This is a genomic window from Cryobacterium sp. AP27 (assembly GCF_056680495.1).
Genome location: NZ_CM155285.1, coordinates 1,205,274 through 1,223,904, shown reverse-complemented (window position 1 = coordinate 1,223,904; position 18,631 = coordinate 1,205,274). Strand labels below are relative to the sequence as shown.

Sequence of the window (18,631 nt, the reverse complement as noted above, 5' to 3'; positions counted from 1 at the left end):
GCTACACCTCACTTTCGTTGCGGTCAGCGGGCCCGGTGGCCTCGGCTGCAATGGAACGGATCGCGTCGACGAGTCGGGCACGATCGCTGGGGTCAATGATGCGGAAGTAGCTGTCGACCGAACGGCCGGGTTCTGTCGCATGGTCGGTGCCGGGCGTCGGGGCGAGTCGCCAACCGAGCAGCACGAGGCCGTCCGTTTCGACGACGCGGTCGATGGCCCACGTGGCCGGGGTCAGACGTTCGATGGCGTCGGCCGGAACGAAGACCGGTCGTGTCCCGGTGAGGTCGAGGGTCACCCCGGCATCCGTCGCCGTGATTTCGGCCCTGGCCCGAAATGCAAGACCGGGAATGAACAGCCGTTCGAGCGGCGTGTCGCGGGGGGTGGTCGCCACGTAGTAGCCGCGGGCATGGGCCAGCGCCGTTTCCGTTCCGACGGGCGCCGGGTAGCCGGCGACAACGCCCGCGTCGCGGGTGCTGCGTCTGCGCCAGCTGCGGAACATGAGGGTGAATACGCCGAGGAGGACCACGGCGATGATGAGGGTGGGAACGGCCCTATCCATGGTGCTCCTGCACGTTGTGCGCGCGGGCGGCCGCGGCGACCTCGGCGGGATCCCGCAGCATGCCGTCAAGCAGGGTGGGGTAGCCGCGATGGAAGGTGGCCTGCACGACGCCCGGGAGCGTCATGGACAGGTACGGGGAGTTCACACTGGTTCCGGACAGGTCGGATCGGGTGAAGACCCGGCTGGCCGAGGCGTCGTAGAGGGTGAGTTCGGCCGGGCCGCCCTCGGTGATCGGTTGGCCCTGGCCGGCGATGCGGCCGATTCGGGCCGGTGTGGCGGACAGCACCCGGGCGATGTCGTTCCAGCCGAGGAGCCCGGTGGAGACGACGGCGGCGTGCACGACGGAGAGCGCTGACTCGAGGCCCACCATGCCGTTCGCCGCGGCATCCCATTCGCAGTCCTTCGACTCGATCGGGTGCGGGGCGTGGTCGGTGGCGACGATGTCGATGGTGCCGTCGGCGAGCCCGGCGCGCAGCGCCTCGACGTCTTCGCGGCGGCGGAGCGGCGGGTTCACCTTGAACCGCGCGTCGTACCCGGCGACGAGGTCTTCGGTGAGCAGCAGGTGGTGCGGGGTGACTTCGGCGGTGACGTTGATGCCACGCGCCTTGGCCCAGCGGATGACGTCGACCGAACCGGCCGTGGAGACGTGGCAGACGTGAAGGCGAGACCCCACGTGCTCGGCGAGCAGAACGTCGCGGGCGATGATGGATTCCTCGGCGACGGCGGGCCAGCCGACGAGACCGAGCTCGCCGGACAGCGCGCCCTCGTTCATCTGCGCCTTTTCGGTCAGTCGCGGCTCCTGGGAGTGCTGGGCGATGACGCCGTCGAAGGCCTTCACGTATTCGAGCGCGCGGCGCATCAGCAGCGGGTCGGACACGCAGAACCCGTCGTCGGAGAACACCCGGACCCGGGCCCGGCTGGTGGCCATTGCCCCGATCTCGGCGAGCTGCTGGCCTTTCAGGCCCACCGTCACGGCACCAATCGGCTGCACGTCCACGTAGCCGGAACGTTCGCCGAGGGCGAGCACCTGCTCGACCACGCCGGCCGTGTCCTGGGCCGGGGAGGTGTTGGCCATGGCGAACACGCTCGTGAAGCCGCCGCGGGCGGCGGCCTGGCTCCCGGTCAGAACGGTCTCGCTCTGTTCGGAGCCCGGTTCGCGCAGGTGGGCGTGCAGGTCAACCAGGCCGGGCAGGGCCATCAGCCCGTCGGCGTCCACCACGGTGGCGCCCGGGTGCGACAGGCTCGCCCCGAGCTCGCGGACCCGTCCGTTCTCCAGCACAATGTCGGTGCGCGCACCGTCGGGAAGGGTCGCTCCCCGAATCAGGTAGGTCTGGCTCTTGCGGGGCTCAGCGGGCATCATGCATCCTCTCGGTCACCGGACAGCAGCAGGTATAGGGCGGCCATCCGCACGGAAACGCCGTTCGCGACCTGCTCAAGCACGGTCGACTTGACCGAATCGGCCGCCGCGGACGATATTTCCAGCCCGCGATTCATCGGGCCAGGGTGCATGACAATGCTATCCGTGCCGAGCCGATTAAATCGCGCGTTGTCAAGCCCCCAGGCGCGGGAATACTCCCGACTGGTGGGAAAAAAGGCCGCACTCATGCGTTCGGCCTGGATTCGCAGCATCATGACCACGTCGGGGCGGGCGTCGATGGCCGTGTCGAGGTCGAAGCCGAACGTGGCCGGCCATCCGCTGGTGTCGGCGGGCAGCAGGGTGGGCGGAGCCACGAACGTGACCTCGGCGCCGAGCGTGGGCAGCAGCCACAGGTTGGAACGAGCCACTCGCGAATGCAGCACGTCGCCCACGATGGTGACCCGCACCCCGTCGAGGCCCTTGCCCCGGCTGACGGCACCGTGGATGCGTCGCCGGATGGTGAACGCGTCCAGGAGCGCCTGGGTGGGGTGCTCGTGGGTTCCGTCGCCGGCGTTGATGATTCCGGCGTCGATCCATCCGCTCTGCGCGAGCACGTGGGGCGCGCCCGACGCGGGGTGTCGGATCACGACCCCGTCGGCGCCGATGGCGGCCAGCGTTTGCGCGGTGTCCTTGAGACTTTCGCCCTTGGACACGCTCGAACCCTTCGCGCTGAAGTTGATCACATCAGCGCTCAGGCGTTTCGCGGCGGCTTCGAAGGAGATGCGGGTGCGGGTGGAGTCTTCGAAGAAGAGGTTGACGACGGTTTTGCCGCGCAGCGTGGGGAGCTTTTTCACCTCGCGCTGGGAGACATCCGCCATGTCTTCGGCAATATCGAGCAGCGCGATGGCTCGGTCACGACCGAGGTCGCGGGTGGACAGCAGGTGCCTCACTGGACTCGTCCTCCTTCGATCGACACGAACTCGTCGCCGTCGGTCTCTTCGAGGTGCACGTTGATGCGTTCCTCGGTGGAACTGGGCAGGTTGCGGCCCACGAAGTCCGCCCGGATGGGCAGCTCCCGGTGACCGCGGTCGACGAGCACCGCGAGGCGCACACTGTTGGGCCGACCGTGGTCGCCGAGCGCGTCGAGCGCCGCGCGGATGGTGCGACCGGAGTACAGCACGTCGTCGACGAGCACGACGGTGGCGCCGTCAATGCTTCCGGGAACCTCGGTGCGTGAGGGCGTTCGGGTGCGGGTATGCGCGAGGTCGTCCCGGTACAGGGTCACGTCGAGGGAACCGGCCCGCACCCGGGTGGCGGTGGGTTCAATGCGGGCGATCGTCTCCGCGATCCGTCGGGCGAGGACCACGCCGCGGGTGGGGATCCCGAGGATGACGAGGTTGTCCGGACCCCGATTGGACTCCAGGATCTCGTGGGAGATTCGAGTCAACGCGCGGGTGATGTCAGCCTGAGTGAGCACAATGTGTTCCAACAGCCGACCTCCTTCCCCGTCTCACAGGACGGCTGTTAAAGGATGTCAATTTGGGAATGTCTACACGGTCCAGCGTAGCGGATGCCGGTGGGGCGTCGTGACTCAGCGGGTGAAGGCGCCCGTGACGAACTGGGCGAACTCCACCGGGTCGGTGAGGCTGCCCTGGTACACGGCGCCGTCCACGAGAACGGTGGGCGTGCCGGAAATCGCCGGGATTTCCGCGCCGTCGATGGGTCCGGTAACCGCCGCGTCCGTGTTGGCCTGCGACCAGGCGGCGTAGGAACCGCTTGCCACGCACGCCGCAATGCTCACGCCTCCGGGCGCGAGGTCAACGAGCTCGTCATCGGAGAGTCCCGCGCTGCCTTCCTCCGGCTGGTTGGCGAACAGGACGGCGAGGTAGTCGACGGTCAGGTCCGGGTTGAGGGTGGCCTGGCAGGTGAGCGCGGATGACGCCCGGGTGGAGTAGTTCGATCCCAGGGACAAACGGTCGAGGAACGTCATCGGGTGAAGCCGGAGGGTGATGACGTCATTCGTGGCGGCGAGGGCGAGGCTGCCGCCGTTCGTGCGCTCGAATTGTTGGCAATACGGGCACATCAGGTCGAAGTACACGTCAACGGCGACCGGGCCGGTGCCGACCACGAGGTACCCGGCGTCGAAGTCGGCGGCACCGAGTCGGCCGGAGGGTTCGGCGGAGCCGTCCGGCACGTTCGTCGGATCCGGCGTGGGTGTGGCGGTCGTCGGCCCGGACTGGTGCGTCTCGCTCGCGACGGAGAAGAACATGACGCCCATCGTCGCCGCGGCGATGATCATGAACACCACGGCGAGGGCGGTGAACACGGTCGCGGTCGAGCCAATGATGATTCCGGCGACGGCGAGCCCGCGCCCCGCCTCGCCGCGCGCCCGGATCTGAGCGAGGGCGATGAAGCCGGTGACGATGGCCACAACGCCGATGAAGAACGCCGAGACGAACGACACGATGGCCAGAGTGTTCGTAGCCGGCGCCTGCGGGAAGGGCGGGGTTCTAGGCGCCGCAGCAGTCTGCGCGGCCGGAGGCCCGGGCCGCTCGGGGTGCTCCGGGTTCTCGGGCTGATCCGGTCCGGTGCTGGTCATCAGATCCCTGAACTGCTTGAGGGACGTCTTTAGGCGGTGGGGGCCGTCTGTGCGATCTTACCGAGAAGTCCGTTCACGAACCCGGCCGAGTCGTCCGTGGACAGGATTTTCGCCGCCTCAACGGCTTCGTCAATGGCCACGGCGTGCGGTACGGCGTCGTTGTAGAGGATTTCCCAGATTCCGATGCGCAGGATGGCCCGATCGATGTTGGGCAGGCGAGCGAGCGACCAGCCCTGCGAATAGGTTTCGATGAGTTCGTCGATCTCTTCACGGTGGTCGACGACGCCGTCCACGAGTTCGCGGGCGTACAGCCACGACGCCAGGCGCGCCGGTTCGCTCGCCGCGCGCTGCGCTTCGGTGGCCAGCGACTCGGTGATGGTGATTTGACGCACGTCGGCGGCGTACAGAATGTCGATGGCGCGCTTGCGGGCCTTGGTGCGGGCGCTCACTAGTTGACGCGGCCCAGGTAGTCGCCGGTGCGGGTGTCGACCTTGACCTTGGTGCCCTGTTCGAGGAAGAGGGGAACCTGAATCTGGTACCCGGTCTCCACGGTCGCCGGCTTGGTGCCGCCGGTTGAACGGTCACCCTGCAGGCCCGGCTCCGTGTAGGTGATTTCGAGCACGACGGATGCCGGGAGCTCGACGTACAGCGGGTCGCCGTTGTGCAGGGCCACGGTCACGGCCTGGCTCTCGAGCATGAAGTTGCTTGCCTCGCCCACGACGGCGGCGGGGACGTACAACTGGTCAAAGTCGGCCACGTCCATGAACACGTAGGACTCGCCATCGGCGTACAGGTACTGGAAGTCGCGACGGTCGACATTCTCGGTTTCGATCTTGGCGCCGGCGTTGAATGTACGGTCGACGGTCTTGCCGGAGATGACGTTTTTGAGCTTGGTACGAACGAACGCACCGCCCTTGCCGGGCTTGACGTGCTGGAATTCGATGACGGCCCAGAGGTTACCGTCGATCTTGAGCACGACGCCGTTCTTGATGTCAGCGGTAGAAGCCATGGGGGTGTGATCCGTTCAATTGTTAAAGTGCGCGGTCGATTCGACCTCATAGGAGTCTACGTGACCGATCGACAAGCGCCAAAGAGGGTCGGGGACCGGCGTCCCGGTTCGGCGCCCGCCGCAGCGTCAGCGCTCGCGGGTGACGAAGTCGAGCGCCAGGCGGTATGAGTCGAAACCGAGGCCGGCGATGACGCCGGTGGCTATCGCGCTGACGACGCTCGTGTGCCGGAAAGTTTCCCGCGCGTGCGGGTTCGAAATGTGCACCTCGATGAGTTCGAGGCCGGCCTTGGTCACGAGTGCGGCCGCGTCGCGGAGCGCGTAGCTGTAGTGCGTGAACGCGGCCGGATTGATGATGACCGGGAGGCCGTTGTCCACGGCTTCGTACAGCCAGTGGATGAGTTCGGCCTCGTCGTCGGTTTGCCGCAGGTCGATGCTGATCCCGGCGCGGGCGGCCGCGGTGAGCAGGGTGCGGAGGTCGTCGAGGTCGGCGGAACCGTAGACATCCGGTTCGCGGCTGCCGAGTCGACCGAGGTTGGGTCCGTTCAAAACCAAAACAGTGCTCATGTCCACAGCCTAAAGGCGTGGGTGACCGGTGGCGGCACCGAGGTCCCCGGCGTCAGCGGGGAAACGGGCGCGCCGGGGCCGCTCAGGGACGGGACTCGGCCTCGACCACGGCGGCCTCGAAGGCCACCCACGGCAGCATCGCGCATTTGACCCGCGCCGGGTAACGCGAGACGCCGCTGAAGGCCGCGGCGTCGCCGAGCACGTCCTCGTCGGCTTCGATCTTTCCACGGGAACGCAACATGTCGCGGAATGTTTCCAGCAGCGCGCGGGCCTCCGCGACGGTGAGGCCGCGCAACGTGTCGTTGAGCACGGAGGCGGAGGCGATGGAAATGGAGCAGCCCTCGCCGTGCCAGACGAGGTCCTCCACGGTGCTCTCGGCGCCGGCCGGGCTGAGCGTGACACGCATGGTGACCTCATCGCCGCACGACGTGTTCAGCTGGTGGGATTCGGCCACCCGCTGCGTGCTCGTCTGGTCGATCGCGGCGAGGGGTTCCGCGGAGGCACCATGCCTGGCCTTGTAGTGGTCGAGGATGATGGTCTGGTACAGCTGCTGCAGGTCGCTCACGCGGTGACTCCAAAGAACGGTGCGACCTCACGCAGGGTGGCCAGGAACCGGTCCACCTCGTCGGTCGTCGTGTACAGGTAGGTGCTCGCGCGGGTGGAGGCGGTCACTCCGAGACGGCGGTGCAGCGGCTGCGCGCAGTGGTGTCCCACCCGCACGGCGATGCCCGCGTCATCGAGGTATTGGCCCACGTCGTGCGCGTGCACGCCGGCCACCTCGAAGCTCGCCAGTCCGAGGCGTTCCACCCCGAGTCCCGGGCCCAGCAGCCGAACGCCGGGCATCTCGGTGAGTCCGGCGACGAGCCGCTGCCCCAGTTCGGCCTCCCAGCCACCGATGCGGGCCATGCCGGTCTCACGCAGGTAGTCCACGGCCGCGGCGAGGGCGATGGCCTGCGAGATGCGTTGCGTGCCCGCCTCGAAACGCTGCGGCGGCGCCAGGAATTCGGCCTCGTGCATACTGACCGTGGTGATCATGGATCCGCCGGTGAGGAACGGCGGCATGCCGGCGAGCAGGTGCGCCTTGCCGTAGAGCGCGCCTATCCCGGTGGGCCCGAGCATCTTGTGACCGGAGAAGACCGCGAAGTCCACGTCGAGGTTGACGACATCCACCGGCAGGTGCGGAACGGACTGGCACGCGTCCAGAACGACGAGCGCACCGACGCGCCGCGCGAGCCGCACCAGCTCGGCGACCGGGTTGATCACGCCGGTGACATTGGAAGCGTGAGTGAACGCCAGCACGCGGGTGTGCGTCCCGACGATTTCGGCGGCCGCGACCAGGTCGAGGGTGCCGTCGTCATGAACGGGAATGAAGCGCAGCGTCGCACCGGTGCGCAGTGCGAGCTGCTGCCAGGGAATGAGGTTCGCGTGGTGCTCCATCTCGGTGACCACGATCTCGTCACCCGCGGCGAGTGCGAAGCGTTCGGCGGCCTCTCCCCCGAACCCGAGCGAGGCGTTCGAGAAGGAGTAGGCCACGAGGTTGATCGCCTCGGTCGCGTTGGAGGTCCACACGAGTTCGGAGCTCTCTGCCCCGATGAAGGAAGCGACCGTGTCGCGGGCGGCTTCGAAGGCGTCGGTCGCTTCAACGGCGAGGGTGTGCGCCCCACGGTGCACGGCGGCGTTGCGCTGCTCGTAGTATTCCTGTTCGGCTTCCATCACGCTGATCGGGTTCTGTGACGTTGCCCCGGAATCCAGATAGTTCAGCGGATGCCCGTTCACGGTCTGGGCCAGCACGGGAAAGTCATTGCGGATGCGTTCAACCTCGACGTCGGTCAGGGTCGGCGCCGTCGTGGTCGGTGGAACGAGAGAGTTCATACGACAAGGATATTCCCTCTGCCGATGTGCGTTTCCGCCTCGTCTCGCGGTCTCGCGCGAGGGCCCGGAAAGATTGCGGTGGGAATCGACCCGGGGTCGTGTCAGGCTTAGAGGGTGACTGTGACCGACCCGCTCCTCGACGTGCGCCCTGACACCGTGCTGGATCGACCGTGGGTGACCGTGGTCTGGAATGACCCGGTCAATCTGATGTCCTACGTGTCGTACGTGTTCCGCAGCTACTTCGGTGTCACCCCCGAAGAGGCCGAACGGCTCATGCTGCAGGTGCACCACACCGGCAAGGCCGTCGTCGCCACGGGCAACCGGGAGGCCATGGAACGTCACGTCGAGGCCATGCACGGCTACGGTCTGTGGGCGACGCTCGCGAAGGCCGACTCGTGAACCGCTTCGGACTCGCGGCCTCCGGCAACCTTCTCGGTCGGTTCAAGCCGATCGAGGCCGACCTGTTGCAGCTGGCGATCGTCCAGCTGGTCGAACTCCTCGACGCAGCCGGGGAGGACGTGGTTGCCGCATCCTCCGACCCGGTGTTGCGCCGGATGCTGCCGGACGCCTACCCCGACGACGAGGAGGCGACCGCGGAGTTTCGCCGGTTCACGGGCAAGGACCTGCTCGCGGCCAAGGTTTTCAATGCGCGGGTGGTGCTGGCGACGCTGCGAGCGGCCCTCGCCGATACGCCGGTGACTCCGGCAGACAACTCGCCGGGCGCGGCCGCCAGGCGCGCCCGCGCGCCGATCGCGGAACCCCGCGAACCCGTCACCCTCGACCTCGACCCGGAGGCCGTGCAGTCCTGGCTGCGCACGCTCAACGACCTGCGCCTCAGCCTGGCCGAGCGCCTGCTGATCTCCTCCGACGGCGCCTTGCATCTGGAGGGTGACGAGGCACCGTTTCTGAATGAACTCTACGAGTGGGTCGGCATGGTGCAGGAGTCGCTCATCTATGCCATTGACATCTAGCCTCCTGCAGCCGCAACGCTGACCCGACGTCGGCGCTACTCCGGGGATCGTGCCGCGAGCCTCGCGAGGCGAAGAAGTGCGATTTCCCGCAGTTCGTTGGCGACGTTGCTGAGTTCGTCGGCCTCGTCGAGTTGAAGTCGGCGGTTGAGTTCATTCAGAATTTCGGTGCGGGATCTCCCGGCGGCGCGAATCAGAAAAATGCGCCCAAACCGTTCATCATATGCGCGATTTCCCTCCGCGATGGCCTCCGAGAGCGCCTGATCATGGGCGTCGTCGGACTGCTGCTCCCCGCGGGAGAACCGGCTGGCCTGCGAGTCTCCGGCAGCCACCTCCCCGATCCGCGGATGCCCGGACAACGCCTGGTCGATCTCGGCCTGGGTGAGCGGGGTCGCCTCCTCCCTCGCCGCGAGCAGCAGGTCGGCCGGCGTACTGAAGGGCCCGCGGGCCAGCACCCCGTCAACCCACCGCGGAACGGCCAGGCACGATTCCAGCCAGCCGCGCAATTCCTCTGTGCTTACAGTTTTCATTCGGCTCCCCAGAGATCGACACGGGTGTTGTGCTCGATCAGCCTAGGGCCTGCCGAGCGCACACGCACGGTCTCCCGGGCGCGTCTCCGGCCCCTACCACGGGACGTCGAGCTCGGCCAGGTCTTCGTACACGCTCGTGATCGCCGCTATTCTCGTGCGGCTTTCCCGCACATTCGCCCCCATGACTCCGGTGACGAGGAGGTTGATCAGGCTCATCGCGGTCGCGTAGCTGTCAAAGGCCGAGACGGAGTCGATGGGGCACTCCAGCCAGTGAGTGGCGACGTCGGCGTGGCGACGAGCCGAAGAGTCGGCGATGAGAACCAGCGGAATCCCCCGACGGTGAATGGCGGCCACGAGCTCCCCGAATCCGGCGGAGCGGCGGCGGAAGCCGAGCAGCACGACGACGTCGCCCGCCCCGAGCCCGGCGAGGTCCTCGGCGAGTGATTGTCCGGGAAGCGGGGCGAGGCGCACGTGATCGCGAACCTGCACCAACTGTTCCCGCAACTGCAGAGCCAGCGGGTAACTGTTGCGCATGCCGATCACCAGGACGCTACCAGCGGTGACGATGAGCCGGCTCGCCGCGTCCAAACGCCCGTCGTCGAGACTGTCGAGCAGGCGACGCAGGTTGTCGTTTTCGGCCTCCGCGTGCGCCGCAAGGCGAGACGGAGTCCCGGCGGAAGCCCCGGGACCGCCGATCGGGGAACCGTTGCTGCGCAGGGTACGCGCGTGATCGCGCACCTCGGCCGAGTCGTGGAACCCGAGGTGCCGGAACAGGCGCGACACGGTCGCCTTGGAGACACCGCTCAGTCGAGCGAGCTCCGAGGCGTTGTAGACGGCGAGGTCGCTGAGGTGGTCGAGGATGAAGTCCGCGGCCCGCTGCTCCTGCGGGGAGAGCTCTCCGTAGCGACCGTCGATGCGCTGGCCGATGTTGAGTGCCGCGCGGGAGGGCGGATGGGTCGGCAGGTCGGACACGTCGGCACTCCCTCGGTTCGCGGGCTCACGCACCTGATGGATCAGTCCCGATTGACTCAGGTGTTTCAGAAATCGAGCTTAGGCAACAGACGTTTCAGTCATGTTTCGACCAGCAGACGATTTGCGAAGCCCCGCGCAGGAGCCGGTGATCAGATGCTGAGCACCCGCTGGGCGACGGATTCCAGCGCCCCGGGCACGAGCCTGTAATACGCCCAGGTCCCGCGCTTGTCCCGGGAGAGGATGCCCGCCTCGACCAGAATTTTCAGGTGATGAGAGACGGTGGGTTGGCCCAGGTCGAGTGGTTCCGTCAGATCGCACACGCACGCCTCTGCCGTGTCGTGCGCGGCGACCATCGAGATCAGTCGCAGTCGGGTCGGGTCCGCGACCGCCTTCAACAGCCGCGCGAGGTCCACGGCGCTGTCGGCGCTCAGCGCGGGCGTCGTCGCGGGCGGGCGGGCGCTCACGTCGGTCAGTGGGAGCAGTTTGGATAACGGCATGTGAACACTCTCTCCCTAGATTGACAAGTATCGATGTATTCGTCACACTTCAAAGATCGAAGCACTTCGATCTTATCCTGGAGGCGACCGCGCCCAATGACTTCCCCCGCACCGGTTTCCACGGCGGCGCTGTCGCACCAGCCGCCTCGGCTGGGGCGCACAGACCGCTACCTGCCCGTCTGGATCATCGCGGCCATGGGGGTCGGCCTGCTCCTGGCGGCGTTCCTGCCCGCGGTCGGTGACGTGCTGCATGCCTTCTCGATCGGCTCGGTGAGCGTTCCGATCGCCGTCGGGCTGCTCGTGATGATGTACCCCGTGCTGGCAAAGGTGCGCTATTCGGATACCCGCCGGATTGCGGGCGACCGGCGTTTACTCGTCTCATCCCTGCTGCTGAACTGGATGCTCGGCCCCGCGCTCATGTTCGCGCTCGCCTGGCTGTTTCTGCCCGACCTGCCCGAGTACCGTACCGGCCTCATCATCGTGGGCCTCGCCCGGTGCATCGCGATGGTGCTCATCTGGAACGACCTGGCCTGCGGCGACCGGGAGGCCGCCGCTTTCCTCGTGGCGGTCAATTCCGTGTTCCAGGTCGTCGCGTTCGGCGCCCTCGGCTGGTTCTACCTGCAGGTTCTTCCCGGCTGGCTCGGCCTGCCCACCACGAGTGCAGACTTCTCTTTCTGGGCCATCACCGCCAGTGTGCTCGTGTTCCTCGGCGTCCCGCTGCTGGCCGGTTACCTCTCCCGCCGTATCGGGGAAGCACGCCGCGGCCGCACCTGGTATGAGGCAACATTCCTGCCCCGGGTCGGACCGTTTGCGCTCTACGGACTGCTCTTCACGATCGTGATGCTTTTCGCCCTGCAGGGACGACAGGTGATCGACGCCCCGTTCGACGTCGCGCGCATCGCCCTGCCGATGCTGCTCTATTTCGCGGTGATGTTCCTGCTCGGGTTCATGGTCGGCAAGATCGCGGGCCTGGCCTACGAGCGCTCGACGACGCTGGCCTTCACCGCCGCCGGCAACAATTTCGAACTGGCGATCGCCGTGGCGATCGGCACGTTCGGCGCCACAAGCGGCCAGGCCCTGGCAGGGATCGTCGGTCCGTTGATCGAGGTTCCGGCCCTGGTGGCCCTCGTCTACGTGGCCCTCTGGCTGCGCCCCCGGCTCTTCCCCGTCGGCCCCGCACCCACCTCGACGCCGACACTGCACAGGACACCATCATGACCATCCCATCACCCACCGTGCTCTTCGTCTGCATCCACAACGCGGGCCGATCGCAGATGGCCGCCGGCTATATGACGACCCTCTCCGAGGGTGCCGTCCAGGTGCTGTCCGGGGGTTCCGAACCCGGCAGCCAGATCAACCCGATCGCGATCCAGGCCATGCAGGAGGAGGGCATCGACATCACCGGCAACGTGCCCCGGCTGCTCTCCACCGAGCAGGTCCAGGCCTCAGACGCGGTCATCACCATGGGGTGCGGCGACGTGTGCCCCATCTTCCCCGGCAAACGCTACGAGGATTGGGAATTGACCGACCCGGCCGGCAAGAGCCTCGACGAGGTGCGTCCCATCCGCGACGACATCAAGCGGCGCGTACAGGCGTTGCTCGCCGAGATCCTCCCGGACGCGGGCTGAACCATGACGACTTCCGCACTGGGCGTGCCGACACTCCCCCCGTCACGCGCGCTGGCGGCACTGCCCGTCGCCATCATCGGCGCCGGGCCCGTCGGCCTGGCAGCGGCCGCGCAGCTGCTCGAGCGCGGCGTCGAGTGCGTGGTCTTCGAGCAGGGGGACACGGCCGGGGCCCACGTCACCGCCTGGGGCCACACCCGCCTGTTCTCACCCTGGGCATACGTCGTCGACGAGGCCGCCGTTCGCCTTCTCGATGCCGCCGGATGGGACGCTCCGCCGAGCGCAACTCTCCCCCTTGGCCACGACCTCGTCACGCGTTACCTGCTCCCCCTGTCGGCGACGCCCCAGCTGGCGCCCCGCATCCGCTACGGCAGGAGGGTCACCGATGTCACCCGTCAGGGCATGGACCGCACCCGCTCGACCGGCCGTGGGCGCACCCCGTTCCTGTTGCGCGTGCGGGAGGGAGGAACCGTCACCGAGCATCTCGCCCGCGCCGTCATCGACGCCTCCGGCACCTATGCCACCCCTAATGGCCTCACGTCGAGCGGGTTGCCGCCCACGGGGACGCGGGCGACCCCCGACCGGATCGGCGGGGCTCTTCCGGACGTGCTCGGGGCTGACCGCGCGCGGTTCGCGGGCCGGCACACCCTGGTCGTCGGCGCCGGTCACTCCGCCGCCAACACCCTGCTCGCACTCGCCGCGCTCGCGCGAGACGAACCCGGCACGTCGATGAGCTGGGCCGTGCGGGGCGGCAACCCGGTGCGCGCCTACGGATCGGCCGACGACGAGCTCACGGCACGAGGCGCGCTCGGCACATCCACCCACGACCTCGTGCGGTCGGGCGCCGTCGCGTTGCTCGACGGGTTCGAGATCGACGATGTGCTCCTCACCGACGACCGCCTCCGCGTGCAGGGACGCCGACACGGCGTACTCACCGTCGTCGAAGCCGACCGGGTGGTGAATGCCACCGGTTTTCGGCCAGACCTCCAGCTGCTGCGGGAGATCCGGCTCTCCCTCGATGACATCGTCGAGGCACCCCGAGCGCTGGCGGGCCTGATCGACCCCAACCTGCACAGCTGCGGCACGGTCAGCCCGCACGGGGTCGTCGAGCTGACACACCCGGAGCCCAACTTCTATATCGTGGGCATGAAGAGCTACGGCCGCGCGCCCACGTTCCTGCTGCTCACCGGGTACGAGCAGGTGCGCTCCATCGCCGACGAGCTGGCGGGAAACCCGTCCGCCGCCCGGGAAGTGCGCCTCGTGCTTCCGGAGACCGGGGTGTGCTCCACGGACGTCGACGAGTCCGGCGGCTGCTGCACCTGAGCCGTGCCCGTGAACCGGACGTGGTGCCCGGCTCCGCCGGTGAGGCCGCGCCGGCCAGTAGGCGGCGGCGAGAGTCAGTGCACCGCCACGGAGGACAGCCGGATCGTGGCGCCGGCCGGATCCGCAATCTGGGCGATCCGACCGAACGGTGTGTCTTCGGCCGCCTGCACGACGCTTCCACCGAGTTCGAGGACCGTGGCGATCGTCGCATCCACATCGTTCGCGCCGATGTAGATCTCCCAGGTGGCGGGTGCGTCCGCCGGACGGTAGGCGCTCGCGTCCATGATTCCGGCGTAATCCACGTCACCGCTCTTGAGCAACGTGTATCGGAAGGTGTCGGTGTCGCTCATCACCTCGGTGTGCCAGCCGAAGGCCTTCTCGTAGAAGACGATCTCCTTGGCGTACTCGGCGGTCTGCAGCTCGTGCCACACGGCCGTCGATGCCTCGTCGGCCAGGCCGTAACCGCTCATCGTGCCCGGCTCCCACAGGCCCACCATCGCGCCGGTCGGGTCGAGCGCGATGGCCATCCGCCCGAGACCCATGACGTCCGACGGTTCGAAGAGCACCGTTCCGCCGGCCTCCCAGACGGTGGCGGCGGTGGCCGCGGCGTCGGCCGTTTTCAGGTACGTGATCCAGCTGTCGGGCGCTCCGCCCGGGTTCTGCATCATCCCGGCGATCCGGGCGCCGTCCTTACGGAAATTCACGTAGTTACCGTAGTCGGGTCCCATCTCCTCGGCCGTCCACCCGAAAACCCCGGCGTAGAACGCTTTCGCCGCCGTGGGGTCGGTACTCGACAGATCGAACCAGACGGGAGCACCGATCGGTGCGGTGTCGGCAGCGGGCATGATGTCTCCTTTGACCGGGGACGACACCCTTTCGAGGTGACGACCTGCAGCGAGTGTAGGCCGCCCGGGTGGAGTCGACAAGAGTCCGCCCATGACGTGGCGACACGTGGAGGCCCGGAATTCGCGCCGCTCAGCCCACGCGAACGGCCGTCAGCGCCTCGAACGCGCGCCGGGGGCCTGCACCGCCGGAGAGAGACACCCCCAGCCGATCCAGCCGACCGCGGGGTTCCCCCGCGAGGTTCAGGAGCCGCCCGGCGGCCGCCCGGATCTCGCCGGTCGAGGCAGAGTTCGGATCGAGGGATTCCCCGAAACCGGCCGACTCGAGGGCGGCGGCCCCCGCAAACTGGTCGGTGGAAAAGGGCAGGAGAAGGAGGGGAACTCCGGCCGTCATGGCCTCGGTGACGCTGTTGTTTCCCCCGTGGCTCACGGCCAGCACGGCTTCCTCGAGCAGGCGCACCTGCGGAAGAAACCCGCGCACGAGCCAGTCGGGGGGCACGGGACCGAGCGCGGCGGGGTCGGTGGAGCCGGTCGCGATCGCAACCCGTACGGGCAGGTCGCGGAGCGCCGCGACCACCCGTTCGAGCACGTCGGCGCGCACGGACAGGAAACTTCCGAAGCTCACGTACGCCACGGGTTCGGTGCCGGTGCGCAGCCAATCGTCGACCTCGGCATCGTGCGCCTCCGATCGCACCGCCGAGCCGAGGAAGGCATGGTCCGGCAGCAGCACGCTGCGCGCCGCCGAGTGCAGCTCGGCGGGGTAGTTCAGCAGCAGCACATCGCCCGTCTCCCGGAACGCGTCGACGCTCGGCTCGGCGAGCGGGTCAAGCTCGCGCAGAGCCGCATTCCACTGCGCGGTGAACGAGTCCCGCACCGTCTCGCAGAGAAGCCGCAGCGCGGCAAGCTCGTCGACGTCCGGCCGGAAGGCGCGGGGCCACTCCGGTGGGTAGCCGTAGACCTCACCGAGCACGGGCAGCGCGGACGGATGCCCGAGCACGACGTCGGCGTGCCGTACCCCGGCCGTGACCAGGCCCAACCGCGCGGCAAACGCGAGGTGGTCGACAATCACCTGGTCAGGTCGGATCCGCTCCACGAGCCGCTGCACCTCGCGGGCAATCTGCACCGGGTTCCACAGGAGGTCGTTGCTGCGGGCCTCCGCCTGGAACCGAAGAGTCTCCACCATTCCGCTCCGGGTGGCCGCGAAGAAGCCGCGCAGGGCGTCGTCTTCGCCGCGCGGCTGCGCCTCCGCCCGGATCACCCCCGGGTTGGATCCCCGGCCGAGTTGCAGATTCTCGCGCTCGAAGCCGAACGCGCGCACGATGTCGGCCGTCGCGGGGCCGCTGGCCACGACGACACGCTCCCCCGCCTGCTGCCATGCCGTGCCGAGGGTCGCCAACGGGAACAGATGGGAGGCGTAGTCGGGACTGATGATCAGGAGAGTCATCGCGCATTCACCTCCCAGGCGACGTCTCCGCCGGCGTTCGCAACATCCCGGTACACCGCGGTGAGCGCCCGGGCCATCGACTGAATGGTGAAGGACCGGGCCACCATCGCGCTGCCGCGTTCGGCGTACTCCGACCCGAACGGTCCGACGGCCAGGTCGAGAGCCGCACGGATCGCGCCGGCGAGGGCGGCCGGGTGGGTCGTGTCCACCAGGAAGCCGGTGACGCCGTCCTCCACGTACGTGGCCGGACCACCGGCATCGGGTGCGACGACTGTCAGGCCGGTCGCCAGTGCTTCCAGCAACGCCAGCCCGAATTCCTCCTTCACGCTCGCGCACACATAGGCACCGTGCGGCGCGGCCCAGCCGGGCCGGCCGACACGAGCCGCCACGAGCCAGCGGGCCACGGTGTCGTTGGCTCGATGCCCCGCAAGCAGCAGGCCCTGTTCCGCGGCGCTCTCGAGCGGAACCAGCGCGCCGATCCGGCCCAGCTGTTCCTGTTCGTCGGGTGACGGATGCTCCAGGTCACCGCCGACAATCAGCAGGTTGCTGCCCGCGCGCAAAACGGGGTCGTCCGCCCACGCCTGCACGAGAGTCGCCATGCCCTTCACCCGGTGCAGCCGGCCGACGGAGATGAGCACCGGCAGGCCGCGGCGGTGCTGCGGCAGGCCGCGCAGCAGGGCATCCAGCTCGGCGAGCGGCGGCGGCACCGGCGCGCCCCGGCGGGCCGCGCGGGCATCGGCGAGGGAGCGCTCGATCACGGTGAGGTCGATGCCCTCCGCGGCGACCGTGTGTCGCTCCGGGTGGGCGGTGATGTCGATGCCGACGAGAGCCTGCATGTCTCGATGCAGATCCGGGCGGGGAAAGAACACCGTGTGGGCGGCATCCGCCGCCAGCCGCTGCACGAGACGCGCTCGAAACCAGAAGTGCTCGGCCGCGTCGACGGTGCCGAAGTTCTCCCGGGTGAGTGTCCCGGAACGTTCGAGGGAGTCGATGACCGCGTGGGGGTCGGGCGCCACGGTGAAGACCACGGGAATGTCGAGTTCCCGGGCGACCGTGGCGGCCGCGAGGCTGCCGACGTCCGCCATGCGCAGGTGAAGCGCGTCGACGGTTCCGGCGGCCCGCAGGACTCGGCGGATGCCTCGTTCCGCCGCGATTCGCCGTGGCCAGGCGTCCGCCGCCGATGTCACGTCTCCGACGAAGGGTACCGCCGCGAAGGCATGACCCGACAGGGTGGAGGCGGCCCCGGACAGGCCCCCCAGCGCTGCCTCGTGCGTGCCGCGGGACAGGGTGAGCACCCGCTCGACCTGCTCCGTGGCGGTGAGCTCCGAGCGACTCGTGATGTGCGCCCCGGACGCCCGGTGCCCGGCCACGAGCGCATCGCCGAGGCGCACGAGCAGTGTCGCGATACCGCCGTTGTCGCCCGACCCCACCCGCGACAGCTCGCCGTCGATATCGGCGTGCAGGAAGAGTTGGGCGACGGTGGTTCCGTGGCTCCACGGCGGACGCGGATGGCTCGCCGCCGTGAGGTCGAACAGCGCCAGCCGAGCCACGTCGGCGAGTTCGCCGTCCCCGAACGCGAGTGTGGTCGCGATGCGGATGCGCCCGTCGTTCGCGCCGCGGTCCCCGAGCGCAGCGACGGCTGCGGCCCGCGTGGCAACCGCCTCATCCACATCAACCGCCACGGTTCGCAGCATCCGTTCGGGGATACGACCGGGAACCAGCCCGATGGTTTCGACCAGACGCGAGCGCGCGCCGGGCTCCCGTACCCCGAGCAGCGCGGATTCAAGCGACAGCGCGACCGAGCCCGCGGCGGACGCCGACCACTGTTCGAGCGTGCGCTGGGCGATCATGCCGGAGAACCCGCCGTCGCGGACCATGCACACAAGACCGGCGAGGCCGTCGGGCCGCGGCAGGCGGATTCCGACGGCCCAGGCGGCGTGTTCGCGGAGGAAGCTCGACCCGTGCGAGAGGAGCGGCACCAGCACGTCGTCGGCCGAGTCGTCGAAGATTCGGGCCAACGCGTGCACGGCGGCGATCGCCGTGAGCTGGTCGCCCGGGTCACCGGCCGCGGCTGCCAGCAGACGCACGGCGCGGGATCCCCCGTCGCGGCTGGCCGCGACGGTCAGCTCGTCGGCGCACCGCATTCCGGCGAGGATGGATCCGGACTGACGCATGGCATCGAGAGCGGTATGCGGTCCCACGGTGGTTCTCCCGTCACGAGGTCCGGATCTGGTCAGGTTCGGCCGCCGGCGAAATAATTGGTTCGTCGATGAATCCTGACATGGAGTGGGGTTCTCGTTCGCGCCGGCCGACGGCTCACAGCAAGCCGTCAGCTGGCGGGGCGCGGCCGGACGCGGCTGAACGCGGTCAGCCGAACAAGGCCGCCACCTTGATCAGGGTTTGGGTGACGCCGTAGACCAGCGGGACGCCGACCAGGATCCAGCCGAGGACGATTCGTGCGTTCTTCATG

At 68.5% G+C, this 18,631-nt stretch carries 22 protein-coding genes; 5 read left to right on the top strand and 17 right to left on the bottom strand.

All coding sequences use genetic code 11. The annotated features are described in order from the left end of the window. Position 1 precedes the first annotated feature (1 nt). The 10 genes from AC1MB9_RS05775 to AC1MB9_RS05730 all read right to left on the bottom strand — a co-directional run bounded on the left by AC1MB9_RS05775 (position 2) and on the right by AC1MB9_RS05730 (position 7,960). Positions 2 to 559: a PH-like domain-containing protein gene (locus AC1MB9_RS05775; RefSeq protein WP_479964080.1), complete on the bottom strand. Its 558-nt coding sequence runs from the start codon at positions 557 to 559 to the stop codon at positions 2 to 4. Further along, entirely contained in the window at positions 552 to 1,919 is a 1,368-nt protein-coding gene (locus AC1MB9_RS05770; RefSeq protein ID WP_479964079.1) for a dihydroorotase, read from the bottom strand. Before AC1MB9_RS05770 ends, AC1MB9_RS05775 begins: the two co-directional genes overlap by 8 nt. Continuing rightward, on the bottom strand, positions 1,916 to 2,866 hold the full coding sequence (locus AC1MB9_RS05765; protein WP_479964078.1) for an aspartate carbamoyltransferase catalytic subunit: 951 nt from the start codon (positions 2,864 to 2,866) through the stop codon (positions 1,916 to 1,918). The genes AC1MB9_RS05770 and AC1MB9_RS05765 overlap by 4 nt, the downstream gene beginning before the upstream one ends. Next, positions 2,863 to 3,408 (bottom strand): bifunctional pyr operon transcriptional regulator/uracil phosphoribosyltransferase PyrR, encoded by a 546-nt coding sequence (pyrR, locus tag AC1MB9_RS05760; protein WP_479964588.1) that lies wholly within the window; start codon positions 3,406 to 3,408, stop codon positions 2,863 to 2,865. Before pyrR ends, AC1MB9_RS05765 begins: the two co-directional genes overlap by 4 nt. Positions 3,409 to 3,507: 99 nt before the next feature. Next, positions 3,508 to 4,515 (bottom strand): DUF4190 domain-containing protein, encoded by a 1,008-nt coding sequence (locus tag AC1MB9_RS05755; protein ID WP_479964077.1) that lies wholly within the window; start codon positions 4,513 to 4,515, stop codon positions 3,508 to 3,510. A gap of 29 nt (positions 4,516 to 4,544) precedes the next feature. Beyond that, positions 4,545 to 4,964 (bottom strand): transcription antitermination factor NusB, encoded by a 420-nt coding sequence (nusB, locus tag AC1MB9_RS05750; protein WP_479964076.1) that lies wholly within the window; start codon positions 4,962 to 4,964, stop codon positions 4,545 to 4,547. After that, positions 4,964 to 5,524 (bottom strand): elongation factor P, encoded by a 561-nt coding sequence (gene efp, locus AC1MB9_RS05745; RefSeq protein ID WP_479964075.1) that lies wholly within the window; start codon positions 5,522 to 5,524, stop codon positions 4,964 to 4,966. Before efp ends, nusB begins: the two co-directional genes overlap by 1 nt. A 126-nt stretch (positions 5,525 to 5,650) precedes the next feature. Further along, positions 5,651 to 6,088 (bottom strand): type II 3-dehydroquinate dehydratase, encoded by a 438-nt coding sequence (locus AC1MB9_RS05740; RefSeq protein ID WP_479964074.1) that lies wholly within the window; start codon positions 6,086 to 6,088, stop codon positions 5,651 to 5,653. 82 nt (positions 6,089 to 6,170) lie between these two features. Next, positions 6,171 to 6,653 (bottom strand): Fe-S cluster assembly sulfur transfer protein SufU, encoded by a 483-nt coding sequence (gene sufU, locus AC1MB9_RS05735; protein WP_479964073.1) that lies wholly within the window; start codon positions 6,651 to 6,653, stop codon positions 6,171 to 6,173. Then, positions 6,650 to 7,960 (bottom strand): SufS family cysteine desulfurase, encoded by a 1,311-nt coding sequence (locus tag AC1MB9_RS05730; protein WP_479964072.1) that lies wholly within the window; start codon positions 7,958 to 7,960, stop codon positions 6,650 to 6,652. The genes sufU and AC1MB9_RS05730 overlap by 4 nt, the downstream gene beginning before the upstream one ends. A 120-nt stretch (positions 7,961 to 8,080) precedes the next feature. On the opposite strand from AC1MB9_RS05730, the gene clpS reads away from it, so the two are divergent. Next, on the top strand, positions 8,081 to 8,359 hold the full coding sequence (gene clpS / locus AC1MB9_RS05725) for an ATP-dependent Clp protease adapter ClpS (protein WP_479964587.1): 279 nt from the start codon (positions 8,081 to 8,083) through the stop codon (positions 8,357 to 8,359). Then, positions 8,356 to 8,931: a DUF2017 family protein gene (locus tag AC1MB9_RS05720; protein WP_479964071.1), complete on the top strand. Its 576-nt coding sequence runs from the start codon at positions 8,356 to 8,358 to the stop codon at positions 8,929 to 8,931. Before clpS ends, AC1MB9_RS05720 begins: the two co-directional genes overlap by 4 nt. Positions 8,932 to 8,966: 35 nt before the next feature. Here the strand turns inward: AC1MB9_RS05720 and uraD are convergent, their stop codons facing one another. The 3 genes from uraD to AC1MB9_RS05705 form a co-directional block, all read right to left on the bottom strand. Beyond that, a complete protein-coding gene (gene uraD / locus AC1MB9_RS05715) occupies positions 8,967 to 9,458 on the bottom strand; it encodes a 2-oxo-4-hydroxy-4-carboxy-5-ureidoimidazoline decarboxylase (protein WP_479964070.1) in 492 nt (163 codons plus the stop codon). 93 nt (positions 9,459 to 9,551) lie between these two features. Continuing rightward, positions 9,552 to 10,430 (bottom strand): MurR/RpiR family transcriptional regulator, encoded by an 879-nt coding sequence (locus tag AC1MB9_RS05710; protein ID WP_479964069.1) that lies wholly within the window; start codon positions 10,428 to 10,430, stop codon positions 9,552 to 9,554. A 149-nt stretch (positions 10,431 to 10,579) separates the two neighbouring features. Next, entirely contained in the window at positions 10,580 to 10,927 is a 348-nt protein-coding gene (locus AC1MB9_RS05705) for an ArsR/SmtB family transcription factor (RefSeq protein ID WP_479964068.1), read from the bottom strand. 96 nt (positions 10,928 to 11,023) lie between these two features. Between AC1MB9_RS05705 and arsB the strand changes: the two genes are divergently transcribed. Genes arsB through AC1MB9_RS05690 form a run of 3 tightly spaced genes read left to right on the top strand, consistent with a single transcriptional unit; the run spans position 11,024 to position 13,875 of the window. Beyond that, the gene (arsB, locus tag AC1MB9_RS05700) at positions 11,024 to 12,145 is read left to right on the top strand and encodes an ACR3 family arsenite efflux transporter (protein ID WP_479964067.1); all 1,122 of its coding nucleotides are present in this window, start codon (positions 11,024 to 11,026) and stop codon (positions 12,143 to 12,145) included. Further along, positions 12,142 to 12,555, top strand: a complete 414-nt coding sequence (locus tag AC1MB9_RS05695; protein ID WP_479964066.1) for an arsenate reductase ArsC — start codon at positions 12,142 to 12,144, stop codon at positions 12,553 to 12,555. The genes arsB and AC1MB9_RS05695 overlap by 4 nt, the downstream gene beginning before the upstream one ends. 3 nt (positions 12,556 to 12,558) lie before the next feature. After that, on the top strand, positions 12,559 to 13,875 hold the full coding sequence (locus AC1MB9_RS05690; protein WP_479964065.1) for an FAD-dependent oxidoreductase: 1,317 nt from the start codon (positions 12,559 to 12,561) through the stop codon (positions 13,873 to 13,875). A 74-nt stretch (positions 13,876 to 13,949) separates the two neighbouring features. Here AC1MB9_RS05690 and AC1MB9_RS05685 read toward each other — a convergent pair whose 3' ends face one another. From AC1MB9_RS05685 to AC1MB9_RS05670, 4 genes are all read right to left on the bottom strand, one after another. Next, positions 13,950 to 14,720 (bottom strand): VOC family protein, encoded by a 771-nt coding sequence (locus AC1MB9_RS05685; RefSeq protein WP_479964064.1) that lies wholly within the window; start codon positions 14,718 to 14,720, stop codon positions 13,950 to 13,952. A gap of 130 nt (positions 14,721 to 14,850) precedes the next feature. Next, a complete protein-coding gene (locus AC1MB9_RS05680; RefSeq protein WP_479964063.1) occupies positions 14,851 to 16,161 on the bottom strand; it encodes a nucleotide disphospho-sugar-binding domain-containing protein in 1,311 nt (436 codons plus the stop codon). Then, the gene (locus AC1MB9_RS05675) at positions 16,158 to 18,362 is read right to left on the bottom strand and encodes a glycosyltransferase (RefSeq protein WP_479964062.1); all 2,205 of its coding nucleotides are present in this window, start codon (positions 18,360 to 18,362) and stop codon (positions 16,158 to 16,160) included. Before AC1MB9_RS05675 ends, AC1MB9_RS05680 begins: the two co-directional genes overlap by 4 nt. Positions 18,363 to 18,528: 166 nt before the next feature. After that, complete coding sequence (locus AC1MB9_RS05670; RefSeq protein ID WP_479964061.1) at positions 18,529 to 18,630, bottom strand: MFS transporter small subunit; 102 nt, start codon at positions 18,628 to 18,630, stop codon at positions 18,529 to 18,531. Between the last annotated feature and the right edge of the window lies 1 nt (position 18,631).

What these genes read in the sequence shown, in the direction of transcription:
- AC1MB9_RS05775 (WP_479964080.1), bottom strand. Translation starts at nt 559, where the DNA reads ATGGATAGGGCCGTTCCCACCCTCATCATCGCCGTGGTCCTCCTCGGC.
- AC1MB9_RS05770 (WP_479964079.1), bottom strand. Translation starts at nt 1,919, where the DNA reads ATGATGCCCGCTGAGCCCCGCAAGAGCCAGACCTACCTGATTCGGGGA.
- AC1MB9_RS05755 (WP_479964077.1), bottom strand. Translation starts at nt 4,515, where the DNA reads ATGACCAGCACCGGACCGGATCAGCCCGAGAACCCGGAGCACCCCGAG.
- efp (WP_479964075.1), bottom strand. Translation starts at nt 5,524, where the DNA reads ATGGCTTCTACCGCTGACATCAAGAACGGCGTCGTGCTCAAGATCGAC.
- AC1MB9_RS05740 (WP_479964074.1), bottom strand. Translation starts at nt 6,088, where the DNA reads ATGAGCACTGTTTTGGTTTTGAACGGACCCAACCTCGGTCGACTCGGC.
- AC1MB9_RS05730 (WP_479964072.1), bottom strand. Translation starts at nt 7,960, where the DNA reads ATGAACTCTCTCGTTCCACCGACCACGACGGCGCCGACCCTGACCGAC.
- uraD (WP_479964070.1), bottom strand. Translation starts at nt 9,458, where the DNA reads ATGAAAACTGTAAGCACAGAGGAATTGCGCGGCTGGCTGGAATCGTGC.
- AC1MB9_RS05705 (WP_479964068.1), bottom strand. Translation starts at nt 10,927, where the DNA reads ATGCCGTTATCCAAACTGCTCCCACTGACCGACGTGAGCGCCCGCCCG.
- arsB (WP_479964067.1), top strand. Translation starts at nt 11,024, where the DNA reads ATGACTTCCCCCGCACCGGTTTCCACGGCGGCGCTGTCGCACCAGCCG.
- AC1MB9_RS05695 (WP_479964066.1), top strand. Translation starts at nt 12,142, where the DNA reads ATGACCATCCCATCACCCACCGTGCTCTTCGTCTGCATCCACAACGCG.
- AC1MB9_RS05690 (WP_479964065.1), top strand. Translation starts at nt 12,559, where the DNA reads ATGACGACTTCCGCACTGGGCGTGCCGACACTCCCCCCGTCACGCGCG.
- AC1MB9_RS05685 (WP_479964064.1), bottom strand. Translation starts at nt 14,720, where the DNA reads ATGCCCGCTGCCGACACCGCACCGATCGGTGCTCCCGTCTGGTTCGAT.
- AC1MB9_RS05680 (WP_479964063.1), bottom strand. Translation starts at nt 16,161, where the DNA reads ATGACTCTCCTGATCATCAGTCCCGACTACGCCTCCCATCTGTTCCCG.
- AC1MB9_RS05670 (WP_479964061.1), bottom strand. Translation starts at nt 18,630, where the DNA reads ATGAAGAACGCACGAATCGTCCTCGGCTGGATCCTGGTCGGCGTCCCG.